22 protein-coding genes are annotated in these 23767 nt (G+C 70.5%); 6 read left to right on the top strand and 16 right to left on the bottom strand.

What is annotated here, in order from left to right:
* Nucleotides 1-86: 86 nt before the first annotated feature.
* Complete coding sequence (locus DJ81_RS01750) at nucleotides 87-953, bottom strand: universal stress protein (RefSeq protein WP_094557478.1); 867 nt, start codon at nucleotides 951-953, stop codon at nucleotides 87-89.
* Between the two features lie 51 nt (nucleotides 954-1004).
* Nucleotides 1005-2369: a hemolysin family protein gene (locus DJ81_RS01745; protein ID WP_094524697.1), complete on the bottom strand. Its 1365-nt coding sequence runs from the start codon at nucleotides 2367-2369 to the stop codon at nucleotides 1005-1007.
* Nucleotides 2370-2531: 162 nt separating this feature from the next.
* On the opposite strand from DJ81_RS01745, the gene tmk reads away from it, so the two are divergent.
* Nucleotides 2532-3131 carry a dTMP kinase gene (tmk, locus tag DJ81_RS01740; protein ID WP_094524698.1) on the top strand — a complete coding sequence of 200 codons (600 nt, stop codon included), beginning with the start codon at nucleotides 2532-2534 and terminating at the stop codon, nucleotides 3129-3131.
* A gap of 35 nt (nucleotides 3132-3166) precedes the next feature.
* On the opposite strand, the gene DJ81_RS01735 is transcribed toward tmk, so the two are convergent.
* Together DJ81_RS01735 and DJ81_RS01730 are read right to left on the bottom strand one after the other, a co-directional pair.
* Nucleotides 3167-3490, bottom strand: coding sequence for a hypothetical protein (locus DJ81_RS01735; RefSeq protein WP_094524699.1), 324 nt, complete (start codon nucleotides 3488-3490; stop codon nucleotides 3167-3169).
* A 149-nt stretch (nucleotides 3491-3639) separates the two neighbouring features.
* Nucleotides 3640-4146: a DUF5813 family protein gene (locus tag DJ81_RS01730; protein ID WP_094524700.1), complete on the bottom strand. Its 507-nt coding sequence runs from the start codon at nucleotides 4144-4146 to the stop codon at nucleotides 3640-3642.
* Nucleotides 4147-4250: 104 nt separating this feature from the next.
* On the opposite strand from DJ81_RS01730, the gene DJ81_RS01725 reads away from it, so the two are divergent.
* Complete coding sequence (locus tag DJ81_RS01725; protein ID WP_094588145.1) at nucleotides 4251-5579, top strand: carboxylate--amine ligase; 1329 nt, start codon at nucleotides 4251-4253, stop codon at nucleotides 5577-5579.
* Nucleotides 5580-5831: 252 nt separating this feature from the next.
* On the top strand, nucleotides 5832-6539 hold the full coding sequence (locus tag DJ81_RS01720; protein ID WP_094588143.1) for a hypothetical protein: 708 nt from the start codon (nucleotides 5832-5834) through the stop codon (nucleotides 6537-6539).
* Between the two features lie 56 nt (nucleotides 6540-6595).
* On the opposite strand, the gene DJ81_RS01715 is transcribed toward DJ81_RS01720, so the two are convergent.
* The 4 genes from DJ81_RS01715 to DJ81_RS01700 all read right to left on the bottom strand — a co-directional run bounded on the left by DJ81_RS01715 (nucleotide 6596) and on the right by DJ81_RS01700 (nucleotide 9235).
* A complete protein-coding gene (locus DJ81_RS01715; RefSeq protein ID WP_094588141.1) occupies nucleotides 6596-7504 on the bottom strand; it encodes a DUF106 domain-containing protein in 909 nt (302 codons plus the stop codon).
* Nucleotides 7505-7579: 75 nt separating this feature from the next.
* Nucleotides 7580-8203, bottom strand: coding sequence for an adenylate kinase (locus DJ81_RS01710; RefSeq protein ID WP_094527412.1), 624 nt, complete (start codon nucleotides 8201-8203; stop codon nucleotides 7580-7582).
* Nucleotides 8204-8297: 94 nt separating this feature from the next.
* Nucleotides 8298-8870 carry a GNAT family N-acetyltransferase gene (locus DJ81_RS01705; RefSeq protein WP_094588139.1) on the bottom strand — a complete coding sequence of 191 codons (573 nt, stop codon included), beginning with the start codon at nucleotides 8868-8870 and terminating at the stop codon, nucleotides 8298-8300.
* Nucleotides 8867-9235 carry a universal stress protein gene (locus DJ81_RS01700; protein ID WP_094524176.1) on the bottom strand — a complete coding sequence of 123 codons (369 nt, stop codon included), beginning with the start codon at nucleotides 9233-9235 and terminating at the stop codon, nucleotides 8867-8869. The genes DJ81_RS01705 and DJ81_RS01700 overlap by 4 nt, the downstream gene beginning before the upstream one ends.
* Before the next feature lie 121 nt (nucleotides 9236-9356).
* Here DJ81_RS01700 and DJ81_RS01695 point away from each other — a divergent pair, with 121 nt between their 5' ends.
* Together DJ81_RS01695 and DJ81_RS01690 are read left to right on the top strand one after the other, a co-directional pair.
* Complete coding sequence (locus tag DJ81_RS01695; protein WP_094524175.1) at nucleotides 9357-10133, top strand: DUF5806 family protein; 777 nt, start codon at nucleotides 9357-9359, stop codon at nucleotides 10131-10133.
* 11 nt (nucleotides 10134-10144) lie between these two features.
* Complete coding sequence (locus DJ81_RS01690) at nucleotides 10145-11725, top strand: ATP-binding protein (RefSeq protein ID WP_094588178.1); 1581 nt, start codon at nucleotides 10145-10147, stop codon at nucleotides 11723-11725.
* 17 nt (nucleotides 11726-11742) lie between these two features.
* Here DJ81_RS01690 and DJ81_RS01685 read toward each other — a convergent pair whose 3' ends face one another.
* Together DJ81_RS01685 and DJ81_RS01680 are read right to left on the bottom strand one after the other, a co-directional pair.
* The gene (locus DJ81_RS01685) at nucleotides 11743-12552 is read right to left on the bottom strand and encodes a hypothetical protein (RefSeq protein ID WP_094527416.1); all 810 of its coding nucleotides are present in this window, start codon (nucleotides 12550-12552) and stop codon (nucleotides 11743-11745) included.
* Nucleotides 12553-12663: 111 nt separating this feature from the next.
* A complete protein-coding gene (locus tag DJ81_RS01680) occupies nucleotides 12664-13245 on the bottom strand; it encodes a YfcE family phosphodiesterase (protein ID WP_094588137.1) in 582 nt (193 codons plus the stop codon).
* 153 nt (nucleotides 13246-13398) lie between these two features.
* Between DJ81_RS01680 and DJ81_RS01675 the strand changes: the two genes are divergently transcribed.
* A complete protein-coding gene (locus tag DJ81_RS01675) occupies nucleotides 13399-14595 on the top strand; it encodes a multicopper oxidase domain-containing protein (protein ID WP_094588135.1) in 1197 nt (398 codons plus the stop codon).
* Nucleotides 14596-14654: 59 nt separating this feature from the next.
* Here the strand turns inward: DJ81_RS01675 and DJ81_RS01670 are convergent, their stop codons facing one another.
* The 6 genes from DJ81_RS01670 to DJ81_RS01645 all read right to left on the bottom strand — a co-directional run.
* Nucleotides 14655-17507 (bottom strand): TRAP transporter permease, encoded by a 2853-nt coding sequence (locus DJ81_RS01670; RefSeq protein ID WP_094588133.1) that lies wholly within the window; start codon nucleotides 17505-17507, stop codon nucleotides 14655-14657.
* Complete coding sequence (locus tag DJ81_RS01665; protein WP_094527421.1) at nucleotides 17504-18001, bottom strand: DUF1850 domain-containing protein; 498 nt, start codon at nucleotides 17999-18001, stop codon at nucleotides 17504-17506. The genes DJ81_RS01670 and DJ81_RS01665 overlap by 4 nt, the downstream gene beginning before the upstream one ends.
* A gap of 187 nt (nucleotides 18002-18188) precedes the next feature.
* On the bottom strand, nucleotides 18189-19253 hold the full coding sequence (locus DJ81_RS01660) for a TAXI family TRAP transporter solute-binding subunit (protein ID WP_094588131.1): 1065 nt from the start codon (nucleotides 19251-19253) through the stop codon (nucleotides 18189-18191).
* A gap of 180 nt (nucleotides 19254-19433) precedes the next feature.
* The gene (locus DJ81_RS01655) at nucleotides 19434-20201 is read right to left on the bottom strand and encodes an SIMPL domain-containing protein (RefSeq protein WP_094527423.1); all 768 of its coding nucleotides are present in this window, start codon (nucleotides 20199-20201) and stop codon (nucleotides 19434-19436) included.
* Nucleotides 20202-20292: 91 nt separating this feature from the next.
* A complete protein-coding gene (locus DJ81_RS01650; protein WP_170938218.1) occupies nucleotides 20293-22440 on the bottom strand; it encodes a formate/nitrite transporter family protein in 2148 nt (715 codons plus the stop codon).
* 194 nt (nucleotides 22441-22634) lie between these two features.
* On the bottom strand, nucleotides 22635-23767 hold a 1133-nt coding region (locus DJ81_RS01645), incomplete at its 5' end, for a TIGR00341 family protein (protein WP_141212504.1).

Here is a 23767-nt window from a genome sequence, read left to right as displayed (position 1 = left end):
GTGTCGCGGTTTCGACCTCGGCGGCCGGCCTCACTCCAATCTCGTTCAGGACCGGGATCAGACCTCGTTCCGTGCTCGCGTCCGCCTCACTCCGAGTCGCTCTCCGGCACGGTCAACACCGGCACCGGGGAGGTCCGGACGGTGCGCTCGGCGACGCTCCCGAGCAGGTAGCGCTCGACGCCGGTCAACCCCCGGGTGCCCATGACCACGAGGTCGACGTCGTGGTCCGCGATATACGACCGGATCCCGCGGGCCGCCGACGAGCCGACCTCGACGCGTTCGACCGTCTCCACGCCCGCCGCCTCGGCGACGGCGACGGCGTCCGCGACCGTCTCCTCGGACGCCGACACGAGCGCGTCGGTGCCCGAGTACGCCTCGGCCCCGATGGTCCCGACGTCGACGACGGAGAGCACGTGGAGCGTCGCCCCGCTTCGCGCCGCCAGCGCCACGGCGCGGTCGAGCGCCTCGGCGGCCCGATCGCTCCCGTCGGTCGGCAGGAGCACGTTCCGGTACGGGTACCGCGGCGCCCCGCCGTCGGGCCGGAGGCTGAGCACCGGGACCGGCGACCGGCGGACGACGCGCTCGGTCGTGCTCCCGAGGAGCAGTTGGTCGAGGCCCTCCCGCCCGCGCGTCGGCATCGCGACGAGGTCGACCTCGTGTTCCGCCGCGTACGCGACGATCGTCTCGCCCACGCCGCCCTGGAGCACCGCCGTGACGGTCTCGACGCCGCGGTCAGCGGCCCGCTCCGCGGCCGCGTCGACGACGTCCTCGCCCTCGCGTTCGAGCACGTCGACCACGTCTCGACCGACTCGCGTGACGCTGTCGTGGGTCGTGTCGGCGACGTTGAGCACGTGGACCGTCGCGTCGTGGTCCGCGGCCAGGTCGAGGACGTGGTCGAACGTCGCGTCCGCCCCGTCGCCGCCGTCGGTCGGGAACAGGATCCGGTCGAACATGCGCGGAGAGTCGCGGCCGACAGATAAAAAACGCCCGCGCCCGTCGACCGGTCACGCGCCGCCGTCGCCGCCGGCTCCCGGTCTCCCGCCGCCCGCTCCGTCGCCGCCGTCGATCGACGCTATCCGCACCGTCGAGATCCGGGCACCGTCGACGGCGGTGACCTCGAAGCGGTGGCCGCCGGCCTCGGCGACGTCGCCCGATTCCGGCGTGCGGCCGAGCCGGTCCAACACGAGCCCGCCGAGCGTGTCGTACCCGTTGCCCTCGAGGTCGGTCCCGAGCGCGTCGTTGACGACGGAGAGGGAGACGGAGCCGTCGGCCTCGTACGCGCCGCCCTCCCGCGTGCGGATCGTGTGCTCGCCGCGCTCGGTGTCGAACTCGTCGCGGAGGTCGCCGACGAGCGCCTCCGCGATGTCCTCGACGGTGACGATCCCCTCGAAGGCGCCCCACTCGTCGACGACGGCGGCCATCTGCCGGCGCTCCTCCCGGAACTGGACGAGGAGGTCGCCGATCGCCGTCGTCTCGGGCACGACGACGATCTCCCGCGCGAGGCCGGCGGCCGTCGCCGACTCGTCGCCGTCCTCGCCGGCGCGCAACACGTCCTTCACGTCGACGAAACCCACCACGCGGTCGGCGTCCTCGTCGGTCACGACCGGGTACCGAGTGTGTCCCGCCTCCAGCACCGTCTCGCGGATCTCGGGGAGGGTCAGCTCGGCGGCGAGGGTCACCACGTCCGGCCGCGGCACCATCACCTCCCGGACGACGGTGTCGTCGAGCTGGAAGACGCCCTCGATCATGTCGACCTCGCTGGGGTCGACGCGGCCGGCCTCGCCCGAGCGCGCGAGGACGCGCCGGATCTCGCGTTCGCCCATCGTCTCGTCGGTCTCCGACGCGGGCGGGATCCCGATGGCGCGGGTGAAGGCGTTCGCGGCCCCATTAAAGACGACGATGCCGGGCGAGAACAGGTAGTAGGAGAGCTTCATCGGCGGGGCGAGCATGAGCGCCATGCGCTCGGCCTGCGCGATGGCGATCGTCTTCGGCGCCAGCTCGCCGAACACCACGTGGAGGAAGGTGATGACGCTGAACCCGATCGCGAACGCGACGAGGTGGACTGCGCTCTCCGGGAGCACGGACCCGAGCACGGGCTCGATGAGCGCGGCCACCGCGGGCTCGCCGATCCACCCGAGCCCGAGCGACGCGAGCGTGATCCCGAGCTGCGTCGCCGCGAGGTAGTCGTCGAGACTCCCCATCACGTCCTGGAGCGCGCCCGACCCGGGCCGACCCTCGGCGGCGAGCTGTTCGACCGAAGTGGACCGGACCCGGACGAACGCGAACTCCGACGCGACGAAGAAGCCGTTCAGCACCACCAACACCAGCGCGCCGAACACGCGACTGACGGAGACCGCGACGGCTACCATCGATGCCTCCCTGTCGGTCGCGGCGCGGGAGCGTGGCTGGTCATGACGGTAGTTCGTCAGCGGGTCACTAAAAAGGGGCACGTCCACGCCCCCGGAATCCGGAGGGCACGTCGCGCTCGCGGAACCCGGACCGTTTATTCCCCGGCGCGTCCGAGCGCGACCATGCTGATCACGCTGGAGGGGCTCGACGGGAGCGGGAAGACGACCGTCTGGGAGGCGCTCCGCGAGCGCTACCCCGACGCGACGTTCACCCGGGAGCCCACCGACAGCTGGTACGGCGAGGCGGTCGACCGGTCGATCGCGGCCGACGACGCCGATCCGCTCGCGGAGCTGTTCCTGCTGACCGCGGACCACGCGAACCACCTCTCCGGGACGATTCGGCCCGCCCTCGCCGACGGCGACCTCGTCGTCTCCGACCGCTACTCCGACTCCCGCTTCGCTTATCAGGCCGCGACGCTCGACGCGAGCGACGTCGCGCTCGGCGGTGTCGACCCCCTCGAATACATCCGACGCGTCCACGAGCCCTTCTCGCGGCCGCCCGACGCGACGGTCTACCTCGACCTGGACGCCCGCGCCGCCGCCGAGCGCGCGGGCCGCACGAACAAGTTCGAGCAGGACGGCTACCTCGCCGCGGTCCGCGACAACTACGAGCGGCTGATCGAGGCGGAGCCGGACCGGTTCGTCCGCGTCGACGCGGCGCGGTCGCCCGAGGACGTCACGGCCCGCGTCGCGGAGGTCGTCGCGGACCTGGTCGAGGAGTAGGTCGCCGCCCGCGTGATTTCGTCCGGGTCGTCCCCCTACTGCGTGTCCGGCAGCTCGTACTCCTCCGGCGAGGGCACGTAGAGGTAGTCGATGGCCGCGCCGAGCACGACCGGGAGGAAGACAAGCAGTCCGAACAGGACGGTCGTGCTGCCGAGGTTGACCCCGGCGCCGACGTTGAGCGCGCCCGTGAACACGAGCGTCGAGATCAGTAGGAGCATCGGTGTCAACACGATCGTGTACACCACCGACCCCCACGACGTCGACAGCCGAAGCCGGAAGAAGCGGGTCGTCACCCCGGCGACCAGCGTGTGGAACGCCACGAGGGCGAGGAGGCTGACGAACCCGATCAGCGCAAGCATACCTCCCGTACGGGCTCCCGGCATTTGCCCCTATCGCCCCGGCGCTGCCGGCGGCCGATCCGCGAGCGTCCGCGGCCGATCCGCGAGCGTCCGCGGCCGGTCCGCAGGCGTCCGTGGCCAGTCCGCGGCCGGTCCGCCCTGACTCCCACTTAAACCGCGCCGTCGTTCCCCTGCTGACGCGCCGCCGACAGGAGTCCCGCGACGGGGTCGACGTACTCGTAGCCGGGGATCACGCCCTGCACGTAGGTCCCCTCGACGAAGTCGATGAGCGCCCCCGCGTCGTCGACGCCGCGTCGCTCGTTGATATCGGTCAGCTCGAACTCGACGGCGATCTCGTCGTCGCCGACCGCGACGGTCGGGTCGAACTCGCGGTCGCCGCGCGTCACGCCGCCGACGTCGACGACTCGGAGCTCGAACGTCTCGGTCCACCCCTCCTCGACCACCTCGGCGACCTCGCTCGCGGTCGCCGCCGAGAAGGTCGGCACCCGGACGGTCACCGCGAACCGCACTCGGCCGTCCTCGGCGGGCTCGGCGCGCACCGTCCCGTCGAACGCGGTCGTTTCGGAGGTCCACACGCCCGCGTCGTCCGCGGGCTCGAAGGAGCCGTGGTCCGCGAACGCGCGTCGGACCCGCCCGGGAAGCTCTGTCTCGCTCATACAGAGAGGGAGGCGCGGCGCGAACAAAAGCGCGTTGCGTCACCGGTAGTGGCACGCGGAGCCGATACTGGTGCGCCTTTGTATTCGGACGGTCAACGCCGCGTATGGCAGCGCAGTTCCTCTCGACCGAGGCGCTCCTCGAAGCGCTCGCGGACGCCTCGTTCGACCGTCCGCCGGCCCTCGTCAGCAACGCCCACGTGACCGGACTCGGCGTCGCTCGCGCGCTCGACGCCCACGACGTGCCCGTGATCGCGCTCGACCGCGCCGGCGACGCCGAGGGGGGCGGCGCGGCCGGTACCGACTCCGGCGAGGCCGGCGCGGTCCGCCACGACGGGCTCGCTCCGCCCTCGGACGCGGTCGACTTCGCGGGCGCGGTCAGCTACCCCCTCGACGACCTCGACGGCTTCCGCGACGACGTGGAGGCGGTCGTCGACGCCGCGGGGACCGAGGCGGTCGCGTTCGGCTGCATGGACGAGTGGGCGCTGGCGTACGCCGAGGCCGACCCCGACGGCGTCCGGCTCCCCTTCGCCGGGATCGACACGCTCGACGACGTGTTGAACAAGTCGTCGCTGTACGCGGCCTGCGAGGCGCTCGGCGTGCCGTACCCCGAGACGTACCGGCTGGCGGAGACCGCGTCGGCGGCGACGCGCGAGCCGGACGCCGGGGTCGACGAGGCCGCCGCCGCGCTCGGCTTCCCGCTGGTGGTGAAACCCGAGCTCAAGCGCGACTTCGAGGAGGCGTTCGGCACCAACGTGATCGAGGTCGCCGACCGGGGGGAGTTCGAGGACGTCGTGGCGGCCGCGAGCGACGAGGGGATCGCCGTGATGGCCCAGAAGCGCGTCGATATCGCGACGGGTCGGGACCACTCGCTCGCCTCCTACGTGCCGCCGTCGGGGACCGGCGACGCGCTCGCGGTCGTCGGCAACGCGGCGGTGCGGTACCCCCAGCAGTTCGGCACGTCCTGTCTGGTCGAGACGGCCGACGAGCCCGCGATCGCGGAGCGCGCGCTCGCGGTGCTCGACGACGCCGGCTACCACGGGATCAGCGAGGCGGAGTTCGTCTTCGACGCCGACCGCGAGGAGTACCTCCTGCTCGACGTCAACACCCGCCCGTGGAAGTGGATCTCGATGCCCGTCGCCGCGGGGGCGAACCTCCCGATGGCCGCCTACGCCGCGGTCACCGACGCGGCGTACGAGTCCGGCGGAACCGAGCCGACCCGGTGGGTGTCCCTCCGAGACTACCTCTCGCTTCTCGCGGGCGACGACGCCTTCTGGGACCAGCTCTCGACCGCCGACTGGCGGCGGCTCGTCTCCGGCGCCTTCGAGCGCGAGGGCGACCTGACGACCGGCGTCTACCGGCCCTCCGACCCCGCCCCGGCCGCGAAGCTGTTCGAGACGGCGTTCGTCGACCGCGACTACTACTGCTCCTGTTGAGGCGACGGGCGCGGCGGTCGTCCCGCCGCGGCGAGCGGTGAACTCCCGCTCGGCGGCTCCGCCGAGTACGCGTCCGAGGGGCCCGCTCGTTCGGTACGCGTCCGAGGGGCCCGCTCGTTCGATTCGATCGAAGCGGCCCTTACCGCTCGCCCCGACGCGGGACTCGGCCTCCCCGACGGAACGAGCGCGCGGGCGACTGCGAAAAGCCTACCAGCACGCCGACCGCTACGTTACACCCCCTCCCTCCGTCTCATGACGAACGCCCTGCAAACCGCCTTCTTCGTCTTCTCGACGGGGATCGTCGCGACGGTCCTCATCGGGCTGCGGTCCCGGAACCTCCAGGCGGTCGTGAACGGGGTCGCATCCGCCGTCGCGGCCGCCCTTCCGACGTTCACCGAGTTCGTATTCGCGCTCACGAGCGGGGCGGACGTCGCGTTCGGCCCCGCGCTCTCCGCGTGGATCGCCGTCGCGGGGTTCCTCCACATGCTGGGGATGCTGGGGTGGTACGACACCGTGTGGTGGTGGGACCACCTCACACACAGCGTCTCCGCCGCGCTCGTCGCGGCAGTCGTCTACGCGAGCCTCCGGGCCCCGTCCGCGCTCGGATCGCAAGTCTCGGGCCCCTACGCGGCCATTTTCACAGTCCTGTTCACGCTCGGCGCCGGCGTCTTCTGGGAGTTCATGGAACTGGCCGCCCGCGACCTCGGCGAGTACATCGACAGACCGCCGGTGCTCGAGTACTACGGGCTCCGCGATACGGTGCTCGACATGACGTTCAACGGGGTCGGCGCCGTCGTCGTGGTCGCGTTCGACGTCCGCGTGTTCGTCTCGGACGTCGAGCAGGTCCCGCGGGCCGCCGAAACGGCCGTCGTCGGAGGGAGCGTCCTCCTGTTCGTCGGCGCGCTCGCTCTCGGATTCGCCCTCGAACGGATCCGAAACGGCGCGACGAACTCCGACTGAGAACGTGGTGCCGCTGAAATCAGCGACACCGACACGAACTTCGCGTCGAAAACGGGTTACGACGTCGACGGCGACATCTGGATGTTGAGGCTCTTCTGGACGAGCTGGGTGAACGCCATCGAGCACAGGAAGTACCAGAGGATCCACATCTGGATCGGGCCGACGATGCCCGTGTCCCACGTGACGGTCCCGGCGAGCGGCACCACGAGCTCCTGCGCGGCGACCTCGGGGTACGCGGAGTCGGAGCCGCGGTAGCCGATCACCCAGAACATCCACAGGAACGCCGGGATGGTGAGGAACATGATCCACACCATCGGGCGGAACTGCTCTTTGAACATCCCGAGCTGGTCGCCCATCGCGTCCATCTGCTCCTCTTGGATGGCGTCGAGCGCCTCGTCGTCGTCGCGCTCTTTCGCCTCCTTACGGCGGTCTTGGATGTCCTTCATCCGCTCTTGGTACTGGCTCATCTTCTCCATGTCCATGAGCCCCGCCCGAAGCAGCGTGGAGTACAGCCCGGTCCCGAGCGCGATCACCATGATGACGACGTAGAAGGGGACGAGGTTCAGCAGGGGACCGAGGACGATGTCGATCGCCCCCGCGATCGCGTCCCGGACGGGACCGACGGCGTAGCCGACGAAGGCGCCGATCGTCGCGACGGCGGCGAGCTTGTCCCACTTCGTCCACGACGTCGTCTCCGGGGTCTCGACGTCCCCCCCGTCGTCTCCGTCGTTCTCGTTCATCCCCGCCTCGATCTCGTCGGGGTCTGCGAGCGCGAAGCCGCGTTCGCCGTCGACGAGGATCTCCTTCTCGATGAGGCGGCCCCACTGGCCGCTGGTGATCTCGTCGCGGACGTCGACCCACTGGACCTCGCCGTCGGTGGCGCGGTCGAGGACGATCTCTAAGGCGTCCCGCATCTCGCCGTCCTCGTTGACGAGCGAGCGGACTCTCCGTTCGACCTTACTCATTATCGGTCGGTTAGCGGCCGACGGTTAAGAACCTTGTAGGATCGAGGCGCGGGTCGCCCCGCCGAACGCGCGCTCTTACGCCTCGACGACGTCGCGGATCCGGTCGAAGACCTCGTCCGGCGCCGCCTCCCCGTCGACCTCGACGAGGACGCCCTCGTCGCGGAAGTGGTCGACCACGGGCTCGGTGTTGTCGTAGAACACCTGGAGCCGCTCGCGGGCCGTCTCCTCCGTGTCGTCCTCGCGCTGGACCAGCTCGCCGCCGCACTCGTCGCAGACGCCCGCCTCCTCGGGCGGCTGGAAGTCGACGTGGTAGTTCGCGCCGCAGTCGTCGCACACCCGGCGGCCGGTGAGCCGGTCGACGAGCACCTCCTCGTCGACGGCGAGGTAGATCACGGCGTCGAGGTCGGTGATCTCCGAGAGGTACTCGGCTTGGTCGAGGTTTCGCGGGTAGCCGTCGAGGACGAACCCGTCGGCCTCGTCGAGCGCGGCCCGGACGATCTCGTTGACGACCGGATCGGGAACGAGTTCGCCCGCCTCCATGAACGAGCGCGGCGTCCCGTACTCCGTCTCCATGTCCTTGTTCGCGCGGAGCGCGTCGCCGGTCGTGACGTGCTCGACGCCGTACTCCTCGGCGAGCTTCGCGCTCTGCGTCCCCTTTCCGGCGCCGGGTGCCCCCAACAGAAGGATCCGATGGCTCATACCCGAGCGCTCGCTCGCCGCACGTAAAGGCTTGAAGATCCCGGCGAGCGATGGGACCGGGACGGCGAGACGCTCGGCGGACGCGCCGGCGGGGCTACGCCCCGTCCCCGTCGCCCTCGTCCTCGTCGCCCTCGTCCTCGTTCAGCCGGAGCCCCATCTCCAGCTCGAAGCTCTCGGCGTTGGAGGTCTCGAACCCGATCTTCTTGTACAGCGAGACGGCGGCGCGGTTCCACCGCTCGACGGTGAGCCACACCTTCCGGACCCCCTCGGCCTGCCCGTAGCCGAGCAGTCCGCGGATGAGGTGGGTGCCGATCCCGGCGCGCTGGTACTCCTGATGGACGAAGATCGCCAGCTCGTAGGCGTCGCCGTCGGGCACCAGCGTCGCGTGGCCGGCGACCTCGTCGCCGCACCACGCGAGCACGTTGTAGCAGTCGTCGCCGAGGATCGCGTCCAGCCACTCTCGGATGCGCTTCTCCCCGCCGGGGGGGATTCCCTGTGCGCGGTCGGACGGGTCGAAGGCGTCGTACATCGCGACGAGCGACTCGTAGGCGTCCTCGGTGTCTTCGTACGGTCGGATCTCGACGGTCCGGTCCTCCCGGTCGGTGAACTCCGTGGGAGGGGCGGGGAAGCCGTCGGCCACCGTCTCCGGGTAGCGTCGATCGCTCATCTGACCAGCGTGACCGATGTCTTGGCGTTCAACAGTACGAACTCGGCTATCGGTCCGAGCGTGATCTTCCCCATCGGGCTCGTGTGCCCGCCGCCGAGGACGATCGCCTCGAACTCCTCCCGCTCGGCGATCTCGACCAGTCGGCTCCCGGGATCGCCCTCGACCCGTCTCACGTCGGCGTCGATCCCGGCGTCGTCGATCGCCTCCCGAGCGCGCTCCATCACCTCCGCCTGGGCGACCGCCGAGTCATCGTTGTCGACCACCGCCACCGTGAGGTCGTCGTTCGCGACCGCCGCGCGCTCGACGGTCCGGTCGAGCGCGCGGAACGAGTCGTCGCTGCCGCCGATCCCGCAGAGCACCTTCATACGACCCACGTCCACACGACGGTACAAAAATGGATCTCCGTGGGGGCGGTCCGGCGTCGCGGGAGCGCGGCCGCCGCTTCCAGCGACAACCCTTTTGTCCGGGGGTCAGGTTGATACGGACATGAACGACCAGCCCGGTCCCGCGTCGGACGACGCCGACGCCGGGTCGGACCCCGCCCGCGAGCCGTCGACCGACGACGAGGGGGCTCCGGGGCCCCTCGACGAGGCCGCCGCTCCGAGCGACGCCGCCGGCCCCTCGACCGACGGGACGGGCGACGTGACGCCCAGTGAAGGCGACGCTTCCGACGGCGACGCCTTCGATGACGGCGCCTCCGACGGCGATACCGCGGACGACGAGACGCCCGACGTCCCGCCGGAGGTCCGCAAGTACGAGCGGTTCAAGAAGATGGACGGCGCCCGCTACGAGCGGGTCAACGACTTCCTCCGCGACCGGACGTACGTCACGGCCCGGGAGTGGGCGATCGCCCGGCTCTGCGCCGACTTCCGAACCGAGACGGGCGTCGAGATGACGAAGATCGGCGAGAACCTCCCGGAGCTCGTCCCGTTCATGACCGACACGTACACGCCGCAGGCGGTCAACCAGGCGCGCTACTCCTTCGAGGAGAAGGTGACGAAGGCGGGCGCGACGTTCCTCTACGGCGCGATGTCCGGCTTCTTCACCGCCGAGGACTTAGACGAGATGATGTACGAGGTGACGGAGGTCGCGAAGTTCCTCCTGGAGGTCGAGGGGGTCGACCTCGCCGTCGCCGACGAGCTGGAGGCCGAGGACAAGATCAGCGAGGTGATGCGCGAGGTGCGCGCCTCCTCGGCCGGCCTCCGCGGCGAGGAGGTCCGATGTCCCGAGTGCGGGCACGTCCACGAGCCGGCCGAAGAGTAGAAGTGAAACGGATGGAGCGATTCCCGGAGGCGCTCGGCGGCCTTCCCGACCCGGTGCTGATCGTCGACACCGACGGCGTCGTCCGCGCCGGCACCCCCCGCGTCGAGCCCGTGCTCGGCTACGGGCCGGCGGAGCTGGAGGGCACCGACGTCGAGCGGTTGCTCTACGACGCCGGCGGCGGCTCGGCCGGCGCCGAGCTGTACGGCCACGTCGCCGACCCGGAGCCGCGGTCCATGGCCGCGAGTCTCGACCTGACGGCGCGGCGGCGGGACGGCACCGAGATCCCCGTCACGATCAGCCTCGGTCCGTTCGAGAGGGCGGGCGAGGCGTACCTGGTCGTCACGGTCGTCGACGTGCGCGAGGAGCGGGCGCGACAGGCGGAGCTCCGGCGCCGAACGCGGACGCTGGAGTCGCTCCACGAGGCGACGCAGGACCTCCTGAAGACGACCGACCGGGAGGTCGCCGCGGAGGCGGCCGTCGAGTACGTCGAGGAGGTGCTCGGCCACCCGATCGCGGGGATCTGGCTGTACGACGAGAGCCGGGACTCGCTGGAGCCGCACGTGTGGACCGACGCGGCCGACGAGGTCGTCGGCGAGCACCCCGTCTTCTCGGCCGACGGGCGGAGCATCTCCTGGCAGGTGTTCGACTCCGGGAAGCCGGAGTACGTCGCCGACATCCGGACGGACCCGGACCGGTACAACCCCGACTCGCCCATCCGGAGCGAACTCGTGCTCCCGCTCGGGCGCTACGGGATCATCAACGTCGGCGCCACCGAGTCCGACGCGTTCGACGATTCCGACCTCGCGATCGCGCGGATCTGGGCCGCGACGGTGACGATGGTGTTCGTCCGGATCGAGCGGGAGCGACAGCTCCGGGCCCGCGAGGCGGAGGTCGCCCGCGAGCGCGATCGGCTCGAGGAGTTCGCCAGCCTCGTCTCACACGACCTCCGCAACCCCCTCAACGTCGCGGCCGGCAACCTCGAACTGATCCGTACTCGACTGGAGGGTGAGCGGGCGGTCCCGCCGGAGCTCGAGACGGTCGCCCGATCGCTCGACCGGATGGGCGCGCTCGTCGATGACATGCTGACGCTCGCCAAACAGGGCACCGCGATCGACGAGACCGAGGCGGTGTCGCTGTCGGCGCTGGCCGAGGAGTCTTGGGCGAACGTCGACACGGCCGACGCCGAGTTGGTCCTCGCCGACGACCTCCCGCTCCGGGCCGACCGGAGCCGGCTCCGGCAGGCCGTCGAGAACCTGTTCGCCAACGCGGTCGCTCACGGCGGCGCGGGGGTCCGCGTCGAGGTGGGCGCGCTCGACGCCGCCGGCGAGCCCGGCTTCTACGTCGCCGACGATGGGCCCGGTATCCCCGAGGCGGTGCGCGACGAGGCGTTCGACGCGGGCGTGTCGACCGACGAGGACGGGACCGGATTCGGGCTGAAGATCGTCGCGGAGGTCGCCGACGCGCACGGCTGGTCGGTCGACTTCGTCGACGCGACGGGCGGGGGCGCGCGCTTCGAGTTCCGGGGGGTCGAGGCGGCGGACGCCGCCGACCTCCCGGCGGACGGCGGCGCCGACGGCGACGCCGGCGACTGACCGCGACGACTGACCGCTCAGATCCCCTCGAACGACGGGAGGTGCCACGCGGAGACGCCGCTCTCGCCGACGATGACGTCGACGTTGGGGCCGCGGTCGGCGCTCGGCAGCCCGACCTCGATCCGGCCCTGTCCGGTGACGCCGTCGTCCTCCATACTGGCGGTGACGCGGTAGCCGCCGCGGACGTCGGTGACCTCCAGGAGCTCGACCGCGCTCTCCGGATCGAGCTCGACCGTCGTCGAGAGGACCGGGCCGTCGCTCTCGTCGGTGATATCGCCGCCGACGCCGCCTCCACCGTCCGCAGCGCTCCGCCGGACGACCGTCACGACGAACTCGCGCGGGTCGTCGGTGACGTTGCAGAGCCGGACGCCGAGCGGCGGGGACGCGGTCTCGTCCGGCGGACGACCGGACGCGCCGGTTCCGACCCGCCGCCGCTCGACCGGCATCCGGAGCGTCCTGTCCGGGGCGACGAGGTACGGCACCGGTCGACCGTACAGCTCCCCCACGGACCGGGCGCCGTCGTCCTCGTAGTAGGCCGTACCGGCGTGCTGAGCGGTCGCGAAGTGCTCGTCGCCGGCGGCGTGGTCGAACGTCGCCACGGCGTCGACGGTCACCTCGCTCGCCCCGTCCCTCGCGTGGCGGTTGTGTGCGTGAACCTCTTCGTACTCGGCGACGTACGCCGCGACCGACTCGGGCGTCGGGTCCGCGGGCCGCTCCGGGAGGTCGCGCTCGGCGACCCGCCCGTCGCCGAGCGTGACGAGGTCGGTGCACCCGGCGAGCGCGCTCGCCGCCCCGCCCGCTCCGACGAGGAACGCGCGTCTGTCCATACACCTTCTTCCTCTGACACCTCAAAAGGCTCCCGATGACACAAACGCGCGTTTGTGCGTCGCTCGGGGCGTCGCGTTCGGGTCGCGTCCCGTCGTGCCGCGGTGCGCTATTTATAAATCGAGCGCGTGGTGCGTCACCGCGTCGACGCCGGTCGCCCCGTCGGCGTCCGCCCCGACGTCGAGGGTCGCGACGCGGAACTCGTCGTCCGCGCCGTCGACCGGGATGGGCAGGCCGCCGGGGTTCACCCGGACCGTCCCGCCGCGCTCCTCGACGCCGTGCGCGTGGGTGTGGCCGTGGAACACGTAGTCGTAGTCGCCGCAGTCGACGAGGGCGTCGACGACGACGCCGCTCGTCCCGTGAGTGACCGCGACCTCGACGGCGCCCTCGTCGCCCGCGCTTTCGGCGCCCCCGTCACCGAACGAGAGCGTTCCGGCCTCGCCGTGGTAGGTGCCGAACGCCTCGACGGTCGTCTGCACCGCCCACTCCCCGTCGTTGTTGCCGCGGACGGCGTGGAAGTCGAAGCCCGCGTCTGGGTCGTCGCCACCGCCGACGTCGAAGGGAGTCACGGAGAAGGGCGCGACGAAGTCGCCGCAGTGGACGACGGCGTCGACCCCCTCGCGGTCGAACAGCGCTACGGCCGCCTCGACGGCGGCGAGGTCGTCGTGGGTGTCGGAGACGATGCCGATCCGCATGGGTCGCGTCAACGGTCGTGACCCGCGATAATAAATGTCGGCCGACGACGCGTAAACGCTCTGCGATATATAAATGAACCGACCGGCGACCGCGTTCTCACGATCCGTGGATCCCGTCTTCTTTTTAAGACCGTTCACCATTCATGTTCGGTCATGGCGAGAAACGGGGACGACAGCGGTCGACGCACTGCTTCCAGACGCGGGTTCCTCTCGGCGGCCGCGGCGCTCGGAACGGTCGGGCTCGCGGGCTGCGGCGCCCCGCGGGCCGAGAGCGCGGCGGCGGAGAACGCGGCCGGCGGCGGCGAGGCGGCGGCCGAACAGGTCGCGGAGTGGTCCGGGAGCGACGCCACCGCCGTGGAGACGGACCACCCGTACACGACGCCGCGGACGACCATCGACCTCGACGAGCGGGACGGCGCGATCACGGTGTCCACGACGCCGTGTCGTCACCGGTTGCTCGGCGACGAGACGAAGGGCGGCCCGTGGGAACTGCCCGAGGTCTGGGCGTGGCAGACGCCGGACACGGACCCCAGCGTTCCCGGCCCGCTGCTCCGGGTGACCGAGGGGACCGAGATGGAGATCACCTACGACAACACCGAGCACAACCGGCCGCACACGTTCCACGTCCACGGGCTCTCGAAGAACTGGATGGACGACGGGGTCCCGACGACGACCGGCCAGCAGGTCGCCCCGGGCGAGGAGCACACCTACGAGATCACCGCGAACCAACCCGGAACGCACCTGTACCACTGTCACTACCAGACGCAGAACCACCTCGACATGGGGATGTACGGCATCCTCCGCGTCGACCCCGAGGGGTACGAGGCGCCCGACAAGGAGGCGTTCATGACGATCAAAGACTGGGACACGCGCCTCTCCGCCTCGATGGCCGGCGGCGACGTCTCGTTCAGTCATCGCGACCGCAACCCCGACGCGTTCACCGTGAACGGTCGCTCCGCGCCGTACACGTTCCACCCCGAGCAGGGGTCGCCGCTGATCGTCGAGGAGGGGGACCGGGTGCGGATCCACTACGTCAACGCCGGCTACGAGTCGCACGCGATGCACACCCACAACCACGGGTTCACCGTCGTCGAGAAGGACGGCGGCGTCATCCCCGAGGCCGCCCGGCACCGCGAGGACGTGATCCCCATCGCGCCCGCGGAGCGGAAGACGATCGAGTTCACCGCCGGCGCCGACCCCGGCGTGTACGCGCTCCACTGCCACAAGGTGAACCACGCGATGAACGGCGACACCTACCCCGGCGGCATGATCGGCGGGATAGTGTACGAGAGCGTCACGGACACCGAGCAGTTCGCGTCCGTGATGGAGATGGCCGGCTACGAGGCCTGACGGCGTCCAGCTACGAGGCCTGACGACGGCCCCCGTGGAATTCTCTGGCGGCCGCCCGGTCAGGCCGAGTCGACGCCGGAGGCGATCTCGGGCGACTCCGACTCGGCACCGGCTTCGTCTCCCCCGCTGCCTTCGCTCTCAGCCTCCCGACGGTTACGGACGGTCAGCGCCGCGAACAGGGCGAACCCGATGGCACGGAGCGTCAAGTCGAGCAGGAGCGCGTCGACGGAGACGCTCACGCCGACGAGCCCGAGCGCGTCGAAGACGGTCTCGGAAAGCAGTCTCGGCGCCATCAGCAGCAGCGAACTGAGTGCGAACGCGGCCCGACCGGTGCGGCCGACGCGCGTGTACAGCGTTCCGATGACGGTCGCGCCGAGCGCGATCACCCCGAGGAAGACCCCGACGACGGGAACGACGATCTCGGGGATCGAGTAGGAGAGCTCGGCGAGGTCCTGGAACCCGATCACGCGGTACCGTTCGCGGAGCGGCAGGTCGGCGGCGTTCGCCTTCTCGCGCAACAGGACGATCCCCGGTGCGAGGACGAACGCGAAGGGGACGATCGCCTTGTTCAGCGAGAGCGAGAACGCCTTCACGCCGGTCTCGAACGGGTCGGACTTGGCGACCCCGCTGGCGGCGTACGCCGCCACGGCCACCGGCGGCGTGATGTCGGCGATCACGCCGAAGTAGAGGATGAACAGGTGGGCGGCCAGGAGCGGGATGCCGAACTCCACGAGCGGCGTCGCGAGCATCGAGATGAGGATGATGTAGGTGACCGTCGTGGGCATTCCCATCCCGAGGATGATGCTCGAGACGGCCGTCACGAGCAGCATGATCACGATCGATCCGCCCGAGAGCGCCAGCAGCAGCGAGGTCAGGTTCGGACCGAGCCCGGAGACGCTGATGACGCCGGGGATGATCCCCGCGGCCGCGACCGCGACCACGACCGGGACCGCGGTGCGCGCGCCCTGCTCCATCGACGTGACCACGAAGGTGCCGAGCTTGAACGGCTGGCTGTCCTCCAGGTCCCGGCCGGTCCGGTCGCCGACCGTCTCGGCGGCGTCCCGGACCGAGGGGTTCAGATCGAGCAGCGACGCGTCGAGGTCGGGCTTGGACAGCAGCGTGAGCACCCCCGCGAGCATCGCGTACCACTCGATCCCCCTGAACAAGGCGCTGACCGCCTCGGCGGGCGGGAGCCCAGCACCGCCGGATCCGGTGACGAGGCCGACGACGTTCACGCCGGCCACCGCGTAGCTCGCCAGTTCGAGGCCGACGATCGCCGCGAAGACGGTGAGGAGGCGGAGCCGCGTCTCCTCGCTGTACGCCGAGACGAGCGCGATCAGCCCGACGAGCGCCACGAGCGTGAACCACGCCGACCGGGAGACCGAGAGCCGCTCGATGATGAGGTAGTAGAGGAGGAGCGCGATCGGGACTAGGTAGAACCAACCGCGTTTGAGGTGGCTCCAGAGGTCCACGGTGTCCTCGCCGGCCACGCCGCCGATCCCCGCCTGGACCGCCTTGAGGTGAACCATCACCCAGACGCCGAAGAAGAAGACGATCGCCGGGATCGTCGCGATGATGATGATGTCGGCGAACGGCGTCGCCGTGTACTGGACCATCAGGAAGGCGGCCGCACCCATCACGGGCGGGAGGATCTGCCCGCCGGAGGACGCGGACGCCTCGACGGCGCCGGAGAACTCGGGCGAGTAGCCCGACCGCTTCATCAGCGGGATCGTGAACGCGCCGGTCGTGACCGTGTTGGCGATCGACGACCCCGAGATCGTTCCCATGAACCCGCTGGCGAGGATGCTCGCCTTGGCCGGGCCGCCTTTGCGGCCCCCGGTGAGCGCGTACGCCAGGTCGATGAACCACTGGCCCGCCCCGCTCATCTCGAGGAACGACCCGAACAGGATGAAGATGTAGATGAAGCTCACCGACACCGTCACCGGGATGCCGAACACACCGTTCTCGGTGTTGTACCAGAGGTTCTGAACGATGTCCGGCCAGGTGAGTTCCGGGATCGCGAGCAGCCCGAGGAAGGGCGTGCCCGTGCTGATGAGGTACCCCCAGCGGGCGTAGACGATGAACGTGGCGACGATGATCATCAGCGGGAGGCCGAGCGTCCGGCGGGTGGCCTCCAACACCAGCAGGACGCCGGTCACGCCCAGGATCATCGCGTAAGAGTATTCGCTCACGAAGGGGACGCCGCCGAGCAGCGGTTGGAGGAACGCGTACACCTCGGTGATCGGTCGTCCCGAGTCGACCCCGAAGACGCGCATGTTCTGGATCTCGGCGAACTCCGTCAGGAAGTAGAACGCCGACAGGAACGCCGCGACGATGAACACCAGGTCGACCGGAGCCACCCGGTCGCGGTCGGGGTCGAGGAACGCCCAGCGCACCCCCGCCCGACCCCGTTCGAGCAGCCGCGTGACGGGATTCTCCTCACCGAGGCGCCGGGACGCCGCCGGCGCGATCCGACCGAACGCCTGCGCGACGAACCCGTCACCGGTGCTCACCGGGAACAGCAGGAAGGTGAGCACGAGCGCGAAGGCGACGTGGATCGCGTTCGCCTGCAGGAGCTGGAGCGAGACCTGCCAGGGGGCGAGCGAGATCCCCGCGAACTCGACGGTCGGAAGCCAGACCGTGAAGGTGAAGCTCCGCGCGGCGAGGAACAGCTGAAATACCGAAAACGCGATCCCGATCGCCGCGACCGCCACCGCGGCGGCCCCTCGCAGCGATCGGCGGCGCTCGATCTCCTGGATCAGCTCGTCCGCCTCCTCGCGGGAGATCTCCTCGTCCGTCCCGTCGTCAGGCGGGGCGCCAGTGCCCGGGTCGTCGCCCCCTGGCCCGTTGCCCTCGGGGCCGCCGTCGTTCGGGTCGTCGATACCGCCGTCCGTTCGATGGGTCGTGGTCATTGGATCATCTCGAGAAGCGACCGTCGTTCGATGTGTAATCTCACGTCGTTGCCGTCCGTCACCGCGACGAGGTCGTATCGCCGGTCATCGACGATCAGCGTGTGGTCGGCGATCCGCCCCGGCGAGACGGAGAGCTCGTCGAGCACCGTGATCGGCTCGTCGGGCTCGTAGACGAGCGTCCCGTTCACGTTCGTGACGTTGACGCGCGCTGGCAGCCCCCACCCGTAGGACTCGAACTCCATCCGGGTGTTCACGAGCGTCTCCCCGTCGACGCGGTACTCGTCGTACACCCGGGACTTCTCGACGCTGTGGGTGTACTCGAGGGCGACCGTGCTCCCGTCGCTCACCTCCGCCGTGACGTACCGCTCGCCCGTCTCGATGTCCTCGACGACGAGGACGGCCCCGACCGGAGCGGTCGCCGCGGCGACGGCGATCGCGAGCACGCCGATCGCGAGGATCGCGGCACCGACGTTCGGCTGAGAAAGGCGGCCCATGTCTTCGAGTGATTTCGGTGGTGTCGAGTTCGGACAGCTCGTGAAGCAGTTTCAAACAGGGCACGACCGGCCGTCGGCGGCGCGGTCCCCCGCGATCGACCGGGGCGCGTCCCGCAGTGGAACCGATACGACTCGCCCGCGGCTCCCTCCGAGCGGACGGCCCGCGTCGGGGCCGTCGTCGGAGCGCCTACGCGTCGAAGTAGGCCGCGGCTCCCTCGTGCAGCTCGATGGACATCCCGTCCTGCGCGCTGTCGACGGTGATGAAGTCGGTCTTGATCGTGAGCTCGCCGAGGTTGTCGAAGATGGCCGCGGTGACCGTCTCGACCGTGTCGGCCGGCACTCCGGCGTTCGTGGCGATCATCGCCTGCACGGCGACGGTCTCGACGTCCTCCTCGACGCCGGTGTAGGTGCCGCCGGGGATGGTGTCGTTCGCGAACCAGGAGGCGTCCTCCTTGACGGCCTCGCGGTTGTCGCCGCTGATCGGGACGATCTCGATGTCGTTCGTGTTCGCGAGGTCCTCGATCGCGCCGACCGGCCAGCCGCCGACGACGAAGGCGGCGTCGATGTCGCCGTTGGCGAGCTGTTCGGACGCCTGCGAGAAGCCGGCGTTCTGCTCGTTGTAGTCGGTGATACCGACGGATTCGAGGATCTGTAGCGCGTTGACCTGCGTCCCCGACCCGAGGTCGCCGGTGTTGATCGTCGCGCCGCTGAGGTCCCCCACGGAGGAGATGTCGTTCTCCGCCAGCGTGACGAGCGTGATCGTCTCCGGGTACAGCGTCGCGACGCCCCGGAGGTTCTCGATCGCGTTGTCCTGGAAGGCGTCGATGCCCGTCCCGTTCTTCGCGAAGGAGGCGATGTCGTTCTGGATCAGCGCGAAGTCGGCCGACCCGTCGGCGAGGCTACCGACGTTCTCGACGCTCGCGCCCGTCGACTGGACGTTCAGCGAGAAGTCGGTGTTCGCTTCGACGATGGTCTTGATCTCGTTCGAGAGCGGGAAGTAGGTCCCGCCGGTCCCGCCCGCGTGCCAGCTCAGGCGGCTTCCGCCGTCGCCGCCGTCGCCGCCGTCGGACCCGTCAGAGCCGTCAGAGCCGTCAGAGCCGTCGCTCCCGTCGGACCCGTCAGAGCCGTCGCCACCGTCGGACCCGTCGCCGCCGTCTCCCGAACAGCCCGCGATGCCGACGAGACCGGCGGCAGCGGCTCCTTTAAGAATTTTACGTCGATCGATGCTCTCTGTGTTGTAATCGTCCGGCATAGTTTTACGATCCGATCACTTCCGTATGTATCTGTCGGACGACTCTCAGTAGAGTATCCGCGGTTTAAATACGGCGATACAAGCACGTACCGGACGTTTCTGCCGCTAAAAGCCGGTTCCCGTTTCGACGCCCGGCGGATCCGGGGCGCGCCGTGAGAACCGGTGCGCCGGCTCGGTCGTCTAGGCCTGCTCCGCGCCGTAGACGACGTTGACGCTGACGCGGACGCTCACGTCGCCGGTCTCGACCCCGGTCGCGGCGTCGCCGCCGTCGCCGCCCCCGGCCATCGCGGACTCGGCGACCCGGTACGGCGTCACTCCGGCGTCCGCGGTCGAGACGCGGTACGCGCCGGTGACCTCGAGCCCGCTGGAGTTCGCGAGCACGGCCGCGTCGCCGTCGGCGTTCGCCATCGCGTTCTCGATCGCCTGCGCGCGCACCTCGCGCTCGCGCTCCTCGCTCAGCCCGAACTCGATGCGCTCCACCTCGTCGGCGCCCCCGTCGATCGCGACGTCGATGACTTCCCCGACCGCGTCCACGTCGTCGATCGTCAGCGCGTAGCTGTGGACGCCCTGATACGTCGTCCGGTCCGGATTGTCCCGCGTCTCGTAGGACTCGCGCACGTCGTAGCGCTCGGTCCGGATGTCGTCCTCGGTGAGCCCCCAGTCGGTCAGCGCCGCCCGGAGCGACTCGTCCGCGGCGGAGAGCTCGTCGCGGACCGCCGCCGAGTCGTCGCCCGTCGCGGTCACCGCCACGCGGATCGTGGCGCGGTCCGGCTCGGCCGTGGCCTCGCCGTCCGCCGTCACTTCGATGCTCCTGTCGAGCGCCGGTTCCTCCCCCGGGGCCGCGTTCGCGGCGGTCCCCGCGTCTCCCGTCGAGCCGGGGAGTCCCGCGCAGCCCGCCAGCGCGACGAGCAGCACGAGCCCGGCCGCGGTCATCAGTCTTCGGTCCATGTGCGAGCCGTCGCCGGGAACCAACAATAAGTCGCCGGTGAGACAAAGAGCCGTTTGCGCTATCGGGCGCGTCGCCCCGCGCCGCGATCGATCACGCCGCGTCGTCCGTCGCGTCTCTGCGGCCGTCCGCTTTCTCCCCGTCCGCCTCCTCGTCGTCCGAGTCGTCGTGGTCGGTGACGACCGAGGGCTCCGGCGGGGCCCCGTCGCTCCCGTCGCCGCCCGCCTCCTCGTCGTCCGGACCGACGTGGTCGGTGATCACCGTCGACTCGCTCGGCTCGTCGTCGGGGCGCTGCTCTGTGGCCCCCTCGTCGGCGGCGTCTCCACCGTCGTCAGAGCCGACGGCCGCGAGCGGTGCGGGGCCGGAATCGTCCGGGCCGGAGAGCTCGGCGCCCCGCGACGCGCCGTCGTCGCGCTCGACGCCGCCGTCGGGCGGCCCGGTGACCCGCCGTCCCGATCCGAACAGCCGATCGCGGATCGAGCGGCTGCTGGGGCGCTCGGCGAGCAGCACCGAGCAGTCGACGTCGTGGATCACGTCCAGGTGCAGCGAGTCCGAGACGAGCCTGGAGAGGAGCCCCTTCTCGGTCGCGCCGATGATGACGAGGGTGGTGTTCTCTGCCTCGCGCGCGATGGCGCCCTCGACGTCGCCGCCGTCGTCGACGATCTTGTTCGCGCCCGCGAGGTCGTTTTCCGCCGCCCAGTTGGTGAGGAACCCCTCGCCAGCGGCGCGGTCCTCCGGGCCGTCGACGACGTGTAGCAGCGACACCTCGGCGCCGGCGGTCCGCGAGAGCACGCTCGCGACCTCCGCGCCGAGCCCGGAGTCCGGCCCCCCGGAGGTGGGGAGGAGGACCCGCGAGGTGTCGAGGTCGCTCTCGCTCAGGATGAGGAAGTCGCAGGGGAGCTGGTTGGTGAGCTCGTCGATCGGGCGCTCCGCGCGGGCGGCGCTCCACAGCTGGTCCTCGCCCCAGCCCATCAGCACGGCCTCCGGGCGGGTCCGGCGGGCCATGTTGAACACCTCCTCGAACGACCGGTGCGAGACGACGGTCGACGTCGAGACGTCGACGTCGTACCCCTCGGCGGTGTCGCGGAGCCCGGCCATTCCCTCCTCCGAGACGTCGGCGATCCGGCCCGCGCCGGCCGACAGCGACATCCGCTCCGGCGCCTGGACGACGTGGACGATGTGGACGAGCCCGTCCTCGTGGTCGCTGGCGAGCCGGCTCGCCAGTTCGATCATGGGGCCGTCGGTCCGCGGGTTCGTGATCGGCACCATGATCCGGTACCCCTCGTTGGCGAACAGCGTGGCCTCCGTGGCGTCCAGGATGGGGACGTACGAGCGCCCCGCGGCCCGACCGAGCACCCACTCGGGCACCGTCAGCCGGCGGGTCATCCCCTCGAAGCGCGCCTCCTCTAACCGCTCCTCGCTGGTCTGGAAGTAGTTCACGAGTGTGACGAGCACCACCCCGCCGATCGTGTTCCCGAGCAGCACCGGGAGGACGAAGCCGCCGAGCCCGCCGACAAGAGTGATGCCGCCGGTGTACAGCCCGAGCTGCTGTGCGAACAGCAGGTACAGCACCTCGGTGAACGAGACGACGACGTGGTAGAGGTTCCCGAGCGGGATCGCGAGGAACGCGAGGTAGACGACGAGCAGTCGGGTGACGGAGTTGGTGGAGGCGAAGCCGACCCAGACGACGCCGGCGACGATGAGGCCGGCCATCGCGGCCTTGAAGAAGAGCGGCCAGAAGCCGACGTCGAGCCCGCCGGTAGAGATGTAGATCGCGGACTCGACGGCGCCCTCCTCGGAGAAGACGCCGCCGTACGAGAGCACGACCGCGCCGAACGCGCCCCCGGTGAAGTTCCCGGCGAGGACGATCCCCCAGTGACGCAGCAGCGTCGGCAGGCTGGCGAGCCGTTCCAGCGTCAGCGCCACCGGCGGCAGCGTGTTCTCGGTGTACAGCTGGTAGCCGCCGATGATGATGTAGACGAAGCCGAGCGGATAGAGGAGGACGCTCAGTATCGGGTGGCCGTCGGTGGCGGCGGTCAGCGAGACGTACAGCATGAACGTGATCGTGATCGCCAGCCCCGCGGCGACGCCGCTGAAGAACAGCTCGCGCCCGCCCGAGGTCACCTCCTCGTCCGCGGCGGCGACGATCCGCTGGAACACCTCGTCCGACGAGAAGCGGTCCCGGACCGCCTCGCCGACCGCCGGCGCCCCGCTCCGGGAGCGCTCGACGACCTCGCGCATCGAATCGTCGTCGGGCCGTTTCGAATCGGTCACTGTCCCTACCGTCTGCGGCGCTGTTAAAAAGTACTTCCTCTTCCGCCAGTGGCCGTCAGAACCGTCGAACGTCACGTTTCGCCACTGATATCCCCGCATTTCTGCACGAACGCGCGACGGGCACGCCCGAACGTCCGGAACGCGCGCCGCGCGCCGCGGCGTCAGGCGCGCTCGATCGTCACGAGCCGCACCTCCACCCGGACGTCCTCGCCGATCGTCGCCTCGATCCGGCGGTCGAGCGCCTCGGCGATACCCCCGACGCCGACGCCCGGCGGCGCCCCGACCGTGACCACCACGCGCTCGGTGTCGAGCGGCGGGACGCTCCCGCCCCGCTCGACCTCGAGTTCGATCAGCTCCATCCCGGCGTCCATCGCGGCCAACTCGTCGCTCGCGGCGGTTCGGATGTCCGACTCGGTCGTGGAGGCGACGTACGAATCGTAGGTGACGCCGCCGAGGAACACCGACAGCACCGCGATAGCGGCGACGAGGATCGCGGCGCGCTTCACGAAGGCGGCGCGCGCGTCGTCCTCGCGGAACCACCGCTGCGGCCGATACCCCTCGTACCACAGCATCACCAGCGCGGAGAGGTTGATCGAGAGGACGTTCACCGCGACGATCACGCCCGCGCCGACCACGAGCCGGGGGATCCGAAACGCGATCCCGATGCCGACGGCGGCCGCCGGCGGGATGAGCGCTACCGCGATCATCACGCCGACCAGCGTCGCGGAGACGCCCGTCATCAGCGAGACGATCCCGGCGATCCCGGCGCCGATCGCCACGACGAGCACCAGGACGTTCGGGGCGAGCCGCTCCGACACCTCGGCGAGTTCGAGCGGGTTGAGCCCGGGCGGCACTAAGGCGAAGGTCCGCAGGACGAACGCGAACAGCGTCGCGGCCGCGACCGCGACGACGACCCCGAGCACCTGCATCCGCACGCCGCGCCTGAACATGTCCTCGTCGTCGACGACGGTGCCGATCGCGGCCGACATCGCGGGACCGATCAGGGGAGCGATAACCATCGACCCCACGACCGTCGCCGGCGAGTCGAGCAGGAGGCCGGCTGTCGCGATCACCGCCGAGATGACGGTCATCAACACGTACGTGCCGACACCGGACGCGAGGTCGTCCGCCTTCGCCTGTAGCTCCTCCCGGGAGATCCGGTCGCCCCCGCGCTCGGATTCCCGCCCGTACTCCTCCTCGAGCGCCTCGAACCGCCGGGAGATGACCGTCTCGGCTGCGACGATGACCGTGTAGGTGCTCTCGTCTATCCCCGCCTCGCGGAGGCGTTCGAGGA

Source organism: Halorubrum sp. Hd13, from assembly GCF_002252755.1.
In the GTDB taxonomy this organism is placed as follows: Archaea; Halobacteriota; Halobacteria; order Halobacteriales; family Haloferacaceae; genus Halorubrum.
This window is presented reverse-complemented; position numbering and strand designations above follow the sequence as displayed.

Coding starts and splice junctions, on each gene's coding strand:
- DJ81_RS01750 (WP_094557478.1), bottom strand. CDS start 953: ATGTTCGACCGGATCCTGTTCCCGACCGACGGCGGCGACGGGGCGGAC.
- DJ81_RS01745 (WP_094524697.1), bottom strand. CDS start 2,369: ATGGTAGCCGTCGCGGTCTCCGTCAGTCGCGTGTTCGGCGCGCTGGTG.
- tmk (WP_094524698.1), top strand. CDS start 2,532: ATGCTGATCACGCTGGAGGGGCTCGACGGGAGCGGGAAGACGACCGTC.
- DJ81_RS01735 (WP_094524699.1), bottom strand. CDS start 3,490: ATGCTTGCGCTGATCGGGTTCGTCAGCCTCCTCGCCCTCGTGGCGTTC.
- DJ81_RS01730 (WP_094524700.1), bottom strand. CDS start 4,146: ATGAGCGAGACAGAGCTTCCCGGGCGGGTCCGACGCGCGTTCGCGGAC.
- DJ81_RS01725 (WP_094588145.1), top strand. CDS start 4,251: ATGGCAGCGCAGTTCCTCTCGACCGAGGCGCTCCTCGAAGCGCTCGCG.
- DJ81_RS01720 (WP_094588143.1), top strand. CDS start 5,832: ATGACGAACGCCCTGCAAACCGCCTTCTTCGTCTTCTCGACGGGGATC.
- DJ81_RS01715 (WP_094588141.1), bottom strand. CDS start 7,504: ATGAGTAAGGTCGAACGGAGAGTCCGCTCGCTCGTCAACGAGGACGGC.
- DJ81_RS01710 (WP_094527412.1), bottom strand. CDS start 8,203: ATGAGCCATCGGATCCTTCTGTTGGGGGCACCCGGCGCCGGAAAGGGG.
- DJ81_RS01705 (WP_094588139.1), bottom strand. CDS start 8,870: ATGAGCGATCGACGCTACCCGGAGACGGTGGCCGACGGCTTCCCCGCC.
- DJ81_RS01700 (WP_094524176.1), bottom strand. CDS start 9,235: ATGAAGGTGCTCTGCGGGATCGGCGGCAGCGACGACTCGTTCCGCGCG.
- DJ81_RS01695 (WP_094524175.1), top strand. CDS start 9,357: ATGAACGACCAGCCCGGTCCCGCGTCGGACGACGCCGACGCCGGGTCG.
- DJ81_RS01690 (WP_094588178.1), top strand. CDS start 10,145: ATGGAGCGATTCCCGGAGGCGCTCGGCGGCCTTCCCGACCCGGTGCTG.
- DJ81_RS01685 (WP_094527416.1), bottom strand. CDS start 12,552: ATGGACAGACGCGCGTTCCTCGTCGGAGCGGGCGGGGCGGCGAGCGCG.
- DJ81_RS01680 (WP_094588137.1), bottom strand. CDS start 13,245: ATGCGGATCGGCATCGTCTCCGACACCCACGACGACCTCGCCGCCGTC.
- DJ81_RS01675 (WP_094588135.1), top strand. CDS start 13,399: ATGGCGAGAAACGGGGACGACAGCGGTCGACGCACTGCTTCCAGACGC.
- DJ81_RS01670 (WP_094588133.1), bottom strand. CDS start 17,507: ATGACCACGACCCATCGAACGGACGGCGGTATCGACGACCCGAACGAC.
- DJ81_RS01665 (WP_094527421.1), bottom strand. CDS start 18,001: ATGGGCCGCCTTTCTCAGCCGAACGTCGGTGCCGCGATCCTCGCGATC.
- DJ81_RS01660 (WP_094588131.1), bottom strand. CDS start 19,253: ATGCCGGACGATTACAACACAGAGAGCATCGATCGACGTAAAATTCTT.
- DJ81_RS01655 (WP_094527423.1), bottom strand. CDS start 20,201: ATGGACCGAAGACTGATGACCGCGGCCGGGCTCGTGCTGCTCGTCGCG.
- DJ81_RS01650 (WP_170938218.1), bottom strand. CDS start 22,440: ATGCGCGAGGTCGTCGAGCGCTCCCGGAGCGGGGCGCCGGCGGTCGGC.